General features: G+C 39.7%; 11 protein-coding genes. 8 read left to right on the top strand and 3 right to left on the bottom strand.

Features of this window, described 5'->3' with window-relative positions; translation table 11 throughout:
• Positions 1 to 90: 90 nt before the first annotated feature.
• Positions 91 to 498 carry a PleD family two-component system response regulator gene (locus H6G57_RS21470; protein WP_190522290.1) on the bottom strand — a complete coding sequence of 136 codons (408 nt, stop codon included), beginning with the start codon at positions 496 to 498 and terminating at the stop codon, positions 91 to 93.
• A 272-nt stretch (positions 499 to 770) separates the two neighbouring features.
• On the opposite strand from H6G57_RS21470, the gene H6G57_RS29655 reads away from it, so the two are divergent.
• Positions 771 to 2,300 (top strand): HlyD family efflux transporter periplasmic adaptor subunit, encoded by a 1,530-nt coding sequence (locus H6G57_RS29655; RefSeq protein ID WP_190522287.1) that lies wholly within the window; start codon positions 771 to 773, stop codon positions 2,298 to 2,300.
• A 56-nt stretch (positions 2,301 to 2,356) separates the two neighbouring features.
• On the opposite strand, the gene dnaK is transcribed toward H6G57_RS29655, so the two are convergent.
• Positions 2,357 to 4,261, bottom strand: coding sequence for a molecular chaperone DnaK (gene dnaK / locus H6G57_RS21460; protein WP_190522284.1), 1,905 nt, complete (start codon positions 4,259 to 4,261; stop codon positions 2,357 to 2,359).
• A 512-nt stretch (positions 4,262 to 4,773) separates the two neighbouring features.
• Between dnaK and H6G57_RS21455 the strand changes: the two genes are divergently transcribed.
• From H6G57_RS21455 to H6G57_RS21440, 4 genes are all read left to right on the top strand, one after another.
• On the top strand, positions 4,774 to 5,766 hold the full coding sequence (locus tag H6G57_RS21455) for a serine/threonine-protein kinase (RefSeq protein WP_190522283.1): 993 nt from the start codon (positions 4,774 to 4,776) through the stop codon (positions 5,764 to 5,766).
• A 194-nt stretch (positions 5,767 to 5,960) separates the two neighbouring features.
• Positions 5,961 to 7,634 (top strand): bifunctional serine/threonine-protein kinase/formylglycine-generating enzyme family protein, encoded by a 1,674-nt coding sequence (locus H6G57_RS21450; RefSeq protein WP_190522280.1) that lies wholly within the window; start codon positions 5,961 to 5,963, stop codon positions 7,632 to 7,634.
• A 129-nt stretch (positions 7,635 to 7,763) separates the two neighbouring features.
• A complete protein-coding gene (locus H6G57_RS21445; protein WP_190522266.1) occupies positions 7,764 to 7,958 on the top strand; it encodes a type II toxin-antitoxin system HicA family toxin in 195 nt (64 codons plus the stop codon).
• Complete coding sequence (locus tag H6G57_RS21440) at positions 7,958 to 8,170, top strand: type II toxin-antitoxin system HicB family antitoxin (RefSeq protein ID WP_190522264.1); 213 nt, start codon at positions 7,958 to 7,960, stop codon at positions 8,168 to 8,170. Before H6G57_RS21445 ends, H6G57_RS21440 begins: the two co-directional genes overlap by 1 nt.
• A 229-nt stretch (positions 8,171 to 8,399) precedes the next feature.
• On the opposite strand, the gene H6G57_RS21435 is transcribed toward H6G57_RS21440, so the two are convergent.
• A complete protein-coding gene (locus tag H6G57_RS21435) occupies positions 8,400 to 9,044 on the bottom strand; it encodes a Uma2 family endonuclease (RefSeq protein ID WP_190522261.1) in 645 nt (214 codons plus the stop codon).
• Between the two features lie 256 nt (positions 9,045 to 9,300).
• On the opposite strand from H6G57_RS21435, the gene H6G57_RS21430 reads away from it, so the two are divergent.
• The 3 genes from H6G57_RS21430 to H6G57_RS21420 form a co-directional block, all read left to right on the top strand.
• On the top strand, positions 9,301 to 9,486 hold the full coding sequence (locus H6G57_RS21430) for a hypothetical protein (protein ID WP_190522258.1): 186 nt from the start codon (positions 9,301 to 9,303) through the stop codon (positions 9,484 to 9,486).
• Between the two features lie 133 nt (positions 9,487 to 9,619).
• Positions 9,620 to 11,011: a cobyrinate a,c-diamide synthase gene (locus H6G57_RS21425; protein WP_190522255.1), complete on the top strand. Its 1,392-nt coding sequence runs from the start codon at positions 9,620 to 9,622 to the stop codon at positions 11,009 to 11,011.
• A 407-nt stretch (positions 11,012 to 11,418) separates the two neighbouring features.
• Positions 11,419 to 11,908: DUF4347 domain-containing protein (locus H6G57_RS21420; protein WP_190522252.1), on the top strand; the 490-nt coding region annotated here is incomplete at its 3' end.

Genomic DNA, 11,908 nt, shown 5'->3' with positions numbered 1-11,908 from the left:
TGTGTCTGAAAACCTAAAGAAATTATATCGTTTCTTTAGGTTATCTGACTCTTCAATGTTATATTTATTAATTGGACTTTTTTAAACCGATTACCGGGTAGATTGTAAACTGAGCCTTCCATTCAAAAGCTGGTCAATAGTATGGATGAGTTTATCTTCACAGAAGGGCTTGGTTAAATAGTCCGTCGCTCCCGATAATCTTCCTTTGACTTGATCTTGAATTTGATCACGGGCTGTTAACATAACGATGGGTAAGTGATTAAAATAAGGTAAACCCCGTAACAGGCGACACAATTCTAAACCATCAATACCGGGCATGGAAATATCTAAAAGCATTAAATCAATAGATTCTTGGTGAAGTACAGTTAGAGCTTCTATGATATTGTTAGCCACAATCAGATGATAGTGCTTTTCCAAAATTTTTTTAATCAATTTTTGCATAGGAATGCTATCATCAACAGCGAGAATTGTAGTTTGGGGTTTTGTAGATGTGTACATTTTGATTGCTCCCTTAGATTCTCTAATCCTTAGCACGAGAAAATGTATAAAATAGATATTTCTGGTGAGATTTGATAATCCCCATATTTTAATTTTAGCTTACAAAAAATTGGCTCTCTACTATGTTATAATCAATTTGTTAAAGAATATAAAACTTCATAATACAAAAAATAAATTAATCTAGGATTCATAATGGAGGAAGATCGAGCCAAAACCCTAAACTTGAGAGCCAACCCCTATGATTTTAAGTTCCAGGAGGATATTGAAAACCCGTGTCAAGCCTAGATTATCAAGCCAAAGCAGCCTATCAACGGGGAATTAAATGGCTCATTGTTGCGACCCTATTTACAGGAGCCAGTTTCGGAGCCGCTAGTTTGTATTATAAACTACAAAACCGTTCTGAAGAACCCATAACCGCAGGATTACAGAAAGTAGAATTAGGAATTGTTGATAATAAAATCAATGAAGGGGGAACCGTTGAATTAGGGGGACAACGCACGATTAAATCCCCCCAGGAGAGTGCGGTTGATCAGGTATTTGTCAAGGTGGGCGATCGCATTGTTTCGGGTCAACCTTTAATCCGGTTAAGATTTATAGAAGGAGAAACTGCATTAAAAAAAAGACAGTTAGAGATTCAAAAGCACGAACTCCTAATTGAGCGCGATCGCCAAAAAGTAGAAGAAGCAAAAACTAAATTAAAACTTGCAAAACTCAAGTATAAAGATGATTTAGAACAATATCAACAGGAAATTCAATCTAAAGAAATCACTCAAAAACTTAAAATTCAGCAATCTCAAGCTGAGGTAGATCGTCAAAAACAAAGAGTGACTGAAGCTCAGGCAGATTTAGCTGCTGCTGAGGCAGAATTAAATAAATTAAATATTCTGTTAGAACGGGGATTTATTGCTGAAAAAGAGGTCGATACTCAAAAAGCTGTTATTCGTGCTAAACAAGCGGGTTTAAGGGATGCTGAATTAAACTTAAAAAATTCTATTTCCAAATTAAATACTGAACAAACGGAATTTATTCCTATTCAAAATACAATTACCAATCAAATATTAGAGTCTGAAATTGCACTTCAACAATCTCAATCCGACTTACAACAAAGTTTGAGTCAACTGAATCTTTTAAAAATTGACTATCAAGAACAAGCGTTAAAATTACAGAACAATATTGTCACGTCTCCCCTAGATGGAATGGTGCTAAATATTCAGGTAAAATCAGGAGATGGTGTCAACCTTAGAGATGATTTAATTACCTTGGGAGATCCCCGTCAAGAACTGGTTCAGCTTCAGTTATCGACTCTAAACGCCAGCCAAGTTCAACCCAATCAAATGGCACGAATTACGATTATCGGCCCTAATTCTAAACCCTTTCAAGGACGAGTTAAACACGTTAATTTACAAGCTACAACCCCAGAAAGTAGCAATAATCAATCCAACAGTTCATCAGGTCAAGCTACGGTTCCTGCAACCGTACAATTAGACCAACCCACCGGAGTCTTAATACCCGGAAGTCCTGTGAGTGTAGAAATTATTTTAGAAGAACGAAAAAACGTGATTATTTTGAATACAGAACTCATTCAATCCCCAGATGATTCCCCCTTTGTGTGGAAATTAGACTCAAATAATCAAGCCCAAAAACAACCCGTTACCTTGGGATTAAAAGGGTTAACTCAAGTAGAAATTAAATCCGGTTTAAAAGTGGGTGATACAGTTGTAATTCCGCCTCCTGATACCCCAATTAAACCAGGAACTCCAATTGTTGAGCAAACAGAAGAAAAGATGAATTCTAAGGAATAAAAATACTCCCCTATTTTATCAGGGGAGTATTAAAGTGCTAAAACACCATAATCAGGTTATTTAGATTCAGTGAAATCCGCATCAATCACGTCATCGCCACCACTGGGAGGGGTAGAACCGCCGCCACTAGGGCCACCGTTTTCCGGCGCTCCACCACCTGCTTGTTGATAGATGCTAGAGCCCACCGCAAATAACGCTTGTTGTAAATCTGTGGTTAGGGTTTTGATCTTATCATCATCATCTTGAGCGATGGCTTCCCGCAGTTCCTTCACCATCCCTTCAATCTTGGTCTTATCCGCTTCGGGAACCTTATCACCCAGTTCGTTGAGTTGTTTTTCCGCTTGATAAGACAGGGTATCGGCTTGGTTTTTGCGTTCAATGCGTTCCCGACGTTCTTTGTCGGTGGCGGCATTTTGTTCGGCTTCCCGCACCATCCGTTGTACTTCATCATCGGGGAGGGTAGAAGCGCCCGTAATACTGATAGACTGTTCTTTACCCGTTCCTCGGTCTTTAGCCGTAACGTTCAAAATCCCGTTCGCATCGATATCAAAGGTGACTTCAATTTGAGGAACACCGCGCGGCGCTGGGGGAATTCCATCGAGGCGGAAGGTTCCCAAACTCTTGTTATCGTTGGACATTTCCCGTTCTCCTTGGAGAACATGGATTTCAACGTTGGTTTGACCATCAACCGCAGTGGAGAACACTTCGGATTTTTTGGTCGGAATGGTGGTGTTGCGAGGAATAATCTTCGTCATCACTCCACCCAGGGTTTCCACACCCAGAGACAGTGGCGTAACGTCTAAGAGCAGGATATCTTTAACTTCACCCGCTAAGACCCCCGCTTGAATAGCAGCCCCTAACGCCACAACTTCATCCGGGTTAACGGTTTGGTTAGGTTCTTTACCCAGAGCATCGCGAACTAACTTTTGAATAGCAGGAATGCGGGTAGACCCTCCCACTAACACCACTTCATCAATATCCGACTTCTTGAGTTTAGAATCACTGATGGCTTTCTCAACGGGAGTCAAACAACGGTCAATTAAATCAGAACATAATTGTTCAAATTTTGCCCGCGTTAGGGTCATATCCAGATGTTTTGGCCCATCTTGGGTGGCGGTAATAAACGGTAGGTTAATTTCCGTTTGGGTCACGCTGGAAAGTTCTTGTTTAGCTTTTTCAGACGCTTCCGTTAACCGTTGCAGTGCTTGTTTATCTTTGCGAAGGTCAACCCCTTCACTTTTCTGGAATTCTTCGGCGAGATAGTCAACGATTTTTTTATCGAAGTCATCTCCTCCCAGGTGAGTATCTCCAGAAGTGGCTAATACTTCAAAAACGCCATCGCCAACTTCTAAAATTGAGACGTCAAACGTACCGCCTCCTAAGTCAAAAACCAGAATGGTTTCGTTACTTTTTTGTTCTAAACCATAAGCTAAAGAAGCCGCCGTCGGTTCGTTAATAATCCGTTTAACTTCAATTCCGGCAATTTTACCCGCGTCTTTAGTGGCTTGACGTTGGGAGTCGTTAAAATAGGCGGGAACAGTAATAACAGCTTCTTTAACAGTTTCGCCTAAATATTTGCTGGCATCATCAATCAGTTTTCTCAGCACTTGGGCAGAGATTTCTTCAGGCGCAAATTGTTTGTTGCGAGCAGGGCAATCTAATTTAACATTACCACTGCTATCACGCAGCACTTTATAAGAAACTTCTTTAGATTCGTTGTTGACTTCTTCTGATTTACGTCCGATGAACCGTTTCACAGAATAAAATGTGTTTTCGGGGTTCATCACGGACTGACGTTTGGCAATTTGACCTACCAGTTGGTCGCCATTTTTAGCAAATGCAACAACGGAAGGTGTGGTGCGTAACCCTTCAGCATTAGCAATAACAGTGGGTTTGCCCCCTTCCATCACGGCGACGCAAGAGTTAGTGGTTCCTAAGTCAATTCCGACTACTTTTCCCATAAGGTTTATAGTTCTCCGTTTACGACAAAAAAAGTTAGGTTCTGTTTGAGATCAGCCGTCTTGATACGACTTCTGGACTACTCCTCAACCCAACTGCATCAGGGGGCGAGTCCAATTTCAATACAGTTTTTAAGATACGATTGCTTATCTCTATACTGGGGGCGGTTTGTCCATTCCTTGAAGGTGTGTTTACCGAACCTTTTTAGGTCGGTTGGACTTCAGGTTTGGACGCTTGCCCTTTGTTGTTCATGTTTACTACTGTAGGAATTGCGATCGCTTTTGGGTTTGTGGCTAACCGTATATTTTAGGTTGTAGTTTCCGATAAAATTATATTTTCCCCTTGTTTCTAGGGAGAACCCATTATTTAACATTTAAAGTCAATAAGACTATATTTTATGTAGTAAGCCCTTCAGGGCTAAGAATCCTGTAGTAAGCCCTTCAGGGCTAAAAATCCTGAAGGACTCACTACAATACTTTATAATTCAAACTAATTTTATCAGAAGGATTGAGCGATGGGCTGGCAACCAGGGGAACAGTTACGCAACGGACAATATACCATTATTAGAGAGTTGGGACGGGGACGGTTTGGCATCACCTATTTAGCTAGAGATAAACAGGGTGAAACCTGTGTGATCAAAACCTTGAGTGATGATTTAATCAATCAATTAATTCCATCGGATCTCAAGCGTTTAGAAGATAAAATCTGGCAAGAAGCGACTAAATTAGCCCATTGTCAACATCCCCATATTGTTAAACTTAAAGAGTCTTTTAAAGAAGGTGATCGCGTTTGTTTGGCGATGGAACATATTGCCGGAGAAACTCTCGAACATCTGCCTAATAAAATATTATCAGAATCCGTTGCTTTAGAATATATTCGACAAATTGGTTCGGCTTTAATTTGTGTGCATGAAAAAGGATTTGTACATCGAGATGTTAAACCTGCTAATATTGTTTTACGCGCCGGGAAATCGGAAGTTGTCTTAATTGATTTTGGTTTAGCGCGAGGGTTTGATAATCCTTTAACAACAGTTCAAGCTTCAACTACTGATGGTTTTGCACCATTGGAATTGTATCATGTTGATAGTGAACAAAAGCCCTATACGGATGCTTATTCTTTATCGGCAACTTTGTATGTTTTACTAACTGGAACTATTCCGGCTAGTGCCATGGATCGGAGTTTACAAAAAGCCCAACTCATTCCACCCAAACAACTCAATTCTCAAATTAGCGATCGCACCAATACCGCTATTTTAGAAGGATTGAAACTTGCACCGGAAGACCGACCTCAAACCATCAACGAGTGGTTGAAATTGCTTCCTTCTGGGCATCAAAATCTAGTTTTACCTCAAATTGAACCTGCACTATTTTGGACAATTGTAGCAGCAATAGCGACGGTTTTAGGAACGATTGCCGCTTGGACACCCTTGTTAAAACCGAGTTCACCTCCGATACCTTCCCCCTCTCCACCTGTTATTGAACAGCCACAAAAAACCATTAATAACTAATCGTAGTAAGCCCTTTAGGGCTAAAATGTAGTAAGCCCTTTAGGGCTAAAATGTAGTAAGCCCTTTAGGGCTAAGAGTCCTGAAGGACTCACTACGAGGGGGAAAAGCGATCGCTAAAATCCTAATAAAATAATAGGTAATATTTTTAGTCAATAAATATGGCATAATCATAATAGCTATCAATTTGAGAAAATATGGCTTGGCAACCCGGTACAACACTTTATGGCGATCGCTATATTATCATCAGAAAACTAGGGGAAGGCGGTTTTGGCATTACCTTTTTAGCGCGAAATCGCAAAGGGCAATATATTGTCATCAAAACCCTACTAGATAAAATTCTAATAGACCCCGATTTTATTGAGTTTCGGGATAAATATTTACGCGACTTTGAGAAAGAAGCAACCCGACTCGCCGTTTGTCGCCATCCTCATATTGTGGAAATTGAGAATGTGTTTCGGGAAGGTCCCTTACCCTGTATTGTCATGGAATATATTGCTGGAGAGAACCTCTGGGAATTAGTGAGGAGAAAAGGTGCACTTCCAGAAGCGGAAGCAGTACGTTATATTCAACAAATTGGTCATGCTTTAACAGTTGTTCATGATAGGGGGTTATTGCATCGAGATATCAAACCCCAGAATATTATGAAACGGGAAGGAAAAACCGAAGCGGTATTAATTGATTTTGGCATTGCCAGAGAGTTTATTCCTAATATTACCCAAACTCATACTTTTGCTGCAACTCATGGGTTTACCCCCTTGGAACAGTATGACGAACACGCTCATCGGGGCGAATATACAGATGTTTATGCTTTAAGTGCAACGTTATATTTTTTGCTAACCGGGAAAGTGCCAACTCCTGCGCCCAATAGAAGTGTGGGTTTTCAGTTGCCACCCTTAAATCAAGTCGTTAATGTTAGTAATAAAGTTCATGAAGCGGTGATGAAGGGGTTAGAATTAAAACCCGATAAACGTCCCCAGTCGGTGTTGGAATGGTTGAAAATATTGGTTGATCCCGACCCCCCCTTCAAAACCGTTAGTTTTGAAACCGTAACCGTCAACTCCACCGGACAAATCAACAACCGTTGGCAAGCCCAAGCCCAAATGTTGAGTGAAAATATCAATGGAATCATATTAGATTTAGTCGTAATTCCCGCCGGAACATTCCTCATGGGTTCCCCTAGCAGTGAACTAGAACGATATGACGATGAAGGGCTGCAACGTAGTGTTAATATAGCCTCTTTTTTGATCAGTCAATACCTTGTCACTCAAGCCCAATGGCGGGCGGTAGCAAGTTTACCCAAATGTCAGATTGATCTGAATTCCGACCCTTCCGATTTTAAAGGGGATACCTTACCTGTTGATAGTGTAACTTGGTTTGAAGCTGTAGAATTTTGCGATCGCCTCTCTCAATTTACCGGACGTACCCATCGTTTACCTTCTGAAGCGGAATGGGAATATGCCTGTCGCGCTGGAACTACCACCCCCTTTTATTTCGGTGAAACCATCACGACCGATTTAGTGAATTATAACGGAAATTACACCTACGGCTCTGGCTCTGAAGGAATTTACCGAGAAAAGACAACAACTGTGGGTAGTTTTCCCCCCAACGCCTTTGGATTATACGATATGCACGGTAATCTTTGGGAATGGTGCGCCGACCCTTGGCATGAAAATTATAATAGTGCGCCGACAGATGGCAGTGTTTGGGAGTCAGGCGGAAATACTAATCGCCGGGTGTTGCGCGGAGGTTCGTGGGACAACGATCCCAGGAATTGCCGCAGTGCTGATCGTAACAGGAACGAGCCGGACAGTCGGAACGGGCACTTCGGTGTTCGTGTTGTTTCCCTTCCGCCTGCGTGGATTCCTTAGCCCTTTACCCTTTTGCCCTTTTGCCCTTTACCCTTCTTTCTTTTTTTTTTGAACGTAGTGAGGCTTTCAAGGCTCAGAGTCCTGAAGGACTCACTACAATATAAAAGAGGATAGTTAACCTTAGAACTAATGAAAGTTAGAGATGTTATTAAAAGATTAGAAAAAGAGGGTTGGTATTTATCAAGAACACGAGGGAGTCATCGGCAATTTAAACATCCTGATAAAATAGGAACTGTGACCGTTTCGGGGAAGTTAAGTATTGATGTACCCATCGGAACGCTTAAAAGTATTTGGCGGCAAGCACAAATTGAGGAGGATCAATAATGCGTTATGCCATTGTAATTGAAAAAGGCGAAAATAGTTATGGTGCTTATGTTCCCGATTTACCCGGATGTGTAGCAGTGGGTGAAACTGTTGAAGAGGTAAGAACTTTAATGCAAGAAGCCATTATTTTTCATTTAGAAGGATTACAAGAAGAAGGGGTTCAAATCCCTAAACCTCTATCAATTTGTGAATATGTAGAAGCTAAATTATAAAACTGCGATCGCTACGAGGGGGGTTCAGAAACCGGGTTTCTTATCCTATCTTTCTGTTAGTAGCTCATGTTATTGCAGAAACCCGGTTTCTTGGAATAACACCCTAATTTTGTAGTAAGCCCTTTAGGGCTAAGAGTCCTGAAGGACTCACTACAATATCAGTAAATATTCATCCCAAGTTGCAGGTATCCAAGTATCTGTTTTAATTTGAGTTTGTAATAGCGTCAGCTTATCTTCCCATTTGTTCTATAAACCAATTTCCCACTTCTGTATTATCCTGTTGACGACTACGTTTTAATCCTTCCTCTAATAAAGCTATTTTAAAATTTGGTAAAATCTCAGACTCTGTAATTCGTTCACTCCCACAATTTGATAATATTTTAAACGCAATAATTTTAGCATTTTGAACATCTACAACCCAATATTCCCTAACTCCTAAATCTTCATATAATATTCGTTTTTGCCCTAAATCATCCCCTAAAGAGCTATCTCCAATTTCAATCACTAAATCTGGAGGTAAATTTTCATCTAAATTAACAATAGAACTCCCACGAGGTGCTAATTTAACTCGTTCTCCAATATAATAAGAGGCATCGGGTTGAGCTTCTCGAATTCCTGTTTTTCGATAGCTACAGTTAACGAATAATCTCATGGGAATACCGCGAAACATACCCCATAGGTTAACTAAAATAACAATTATACCATTATCATCAGCATGATTCGCCCCGACTGCTGCCATTTCAATCCTCATCTGTTGATTAAAATAATAACCTCTCCCTTGGGCAAAGTTGGGTTGTTCTAAGATTTGCAAATATTCATCCCAAGTTGCAGTTATCCAAGTATCTGTTTTAATTTGAGTTTGTAGTTGAGTCATAATGTTAATGGTTGACTGTTGACGTAGCAATATTCTGCTCCTCTGCTCCTCTGCTCCTCTGCTCCTCTGCTCCTACACCTGACTCCTCTTATATCAATTAAGCAGGTTTTGAAGCCTAAAAAGTTTTTCTGCAATTTTGCATAATTTTAGTTTTTTGGACTGATATATCAGTAGAACACAAGAGATTCATCAAGCAGAAGGCCTTCTCGCTTCTTCTGTGTTCGTTTTACAACGAACTTAAATGGAGAACTGAGTGATGTTGGATATTCTTTTATGCGCTCTATTGAATTTAGCAGTAATTCTACCTCAATATTCGGAAATTTCTGATTTCCCGGTTGATGCTACCCTTGTCACGCAACCAATATCTCACCCCATTTCATATATTATTGCCGATCAAAGTCAAACACCGGAAAATAGTGATCCCATTGTTCCTCCTAACTAAGGATAGTTGCTTAGAGTTTGATATGTAGTAAGCCCTTTAGGGCTAAGAGTCCTGAAGGACTTACTACGAGGAGGGGAAAAGCGATCGCTAAAATCCTAATACAATAATAGGTATTCCCTAAAAATTTTAAATCATGACCGTTATTATTGCAGGTGAACGCAGTGGCGTTGGTAAAACAACTGTTACGTTAGCCATTTTATCTTATTTAAAACAACAAAATTTTAATGTGCAATCTTTTAAGGTTGGCCCTGATTATATTGATCCGATGTTTCATGCCTATGTGACGGGGAAACCTTGTTATAATTTAGATACTATTTTAACATCAGAATCCCATATTAAAAATTGCTATTGTAATTATATTCACAATGCTGATTATGGATTAATTGAAGGGGTAATGGGTTTATTTGATGGGATTCCTGATGGTGAAAATGTTCCGATTGCTTCCACGGCTCATATTGCTTTAATTTTGAATATACCTGTTATTCTAGTTTTAGATTGTAGTCGGTTATCGGGTTCTGTGGCTGCAATTACCCTCGGATTTAAAACCCTTAATCCTCATCTAAATTTAGCAGGTTTGATTTTAAATAAAGTCGGAAGCGATCGCCATTTGGAACTATTAAAAATTTCCTTAAAATCTCTCAATATTCCGATTATAGGGATTTTGAAAAGACAAGAAAATATTGAGATTCCTGCTCGTCATTTAGGGTTAATTCCAACGGAAGAACTACCTGAACTAAATTTACTCATTCAAGACTTAGCTAAACTTGCTGAATCTTGGTTTGACTGGAAACAATTATTACCTTTATTAAAATATACTCCAGAAACCCAATTTCATCAAGAAACTGTATTTTTAAACGCCACTGTAGAACCTAGAATTAAAATTGCGATCGCCAGAGATGCTGCTTTTAACTTCTATTATAGCGAAAATTTAGAAATTTTACAACAATTAGGTGCAGAATTAATTGAATGGAGTCCATTAACCGATAACCACTTACCCCCCCGAATTCAAGGATTATATTTTGGCGGCGGATTTCCAGAGGTATTTGCTGAAAAATTAAGCCAAAATCAGGTTATTTTAGAAGCGGTTAAAAATGCTATTTTATCAGGAATGCCAACCTATGCCGAATGTGGAGGGTTAATGTATTTATGTGAAAATATTATTGATTTTGAAAATAATTCTTGGTCAATGGTGGGAGTTTTGCCAACAACGGCGGTGATGGGAAAACGATTAAAATTAGGGTATTATCAAGCTAAAGTCTTAAAAACAACGCCTTTACTGTTACAAGGAGAAATAATTACCGGACATGAGTTTCATCGTTCAGAATTGCTCGAAAACTCAACTCAACCGTTATATGAAATGCAGCGTTTTTTCTCAGTAGAAAATAATACTTTAATTTTAGAAGGATGGGGAAATCTCCCTAACGTTCATGGGTCTTATTTACATCTCCATTGGGGAGATAAAATTGAGATTCCAATGCGATTTTTAGAGTGTTGTTGCAATAATCAATCTTATATAAAATCCTAAAATTGATACTAAAAATAATCTCCTAAATCTCCTGTAGAGACCTTGCATACAACGTCTCTACTAGGACGGATGAGTAGCCAACATTTAAACAGGAGTCCCGTTGCTCCCCTATCCAGATTTTCACCGATATAATTTTGGGCCAAAAACCTCATGAAAAAATTTCAGTAATTCTACGGTATTCAACACATAATTAATCGGTTATACTAAAGTTATTAACGTTAAATTAAGACGTTCTCCAAATATACCCAAAAGCAATTTCCCCGATTGTACTGTTTAAACCGAGGAAAAATTGTACATCGGGCCAACAGAGATCGTCCTTCCCGTTCATCCCTTCAAGGGAGTACGGTCTCCCGGCAACTACTTATCAGAATCCTTTAGCCATTAATTAATAAACTGAATAGAAAACAATGAAAAAACAAATTATTTTCATTGACTCCTCTATCGACAACTACCCAAGCCTAATAGAAGGAGCCAACAAAAACGCAGAAATCGTGATTTTAGACCCAGACCAAAGTGGGGTAAAACAGATCACACAAGCACTCAAAGGCTTATCAAAAATTCAAGCCCTACATATCGTTTCTCACGGAAGTCCAGGTTGTTTACAACTCGGTTCAGACCTCCTAAAACGGGAAAATTTAGATTGTTTTAGAAACCCACTTCAGCAGTGGGGAAAAGCCCTAACAAAAACCGCCGATATTTTGGTTTATGGGTGTGAAGTAGCAGCCGGAAAAATAGGAGAAAAATTCATCCAGCACCTGAATCAAATTATGGGGGCCAACATAGCAGCATCCAGCCGAAAAACTGGCAATGCGACCCTAGGAGGAGACTGGAAATTAGACAAAACCATCGGGTCAATAGAAACCCCCCTAGCTTTTTCAGCAGTAACAATGGAAAACT

The organism is Planktothrix sp. FACHB-1365, from assembly GCF_014697575.1.
Lineage (GTDB): Bacteria > Cyanobacteriota > Cyanobacteriia > Cyanobacteriales > Microcoleaceae > Planktothrix.
The sequence above is the reverse complement of the archived record's forward strand: the minus strand, read 5'-3'. Positions and strand labels throughout refer to the sequence as shown.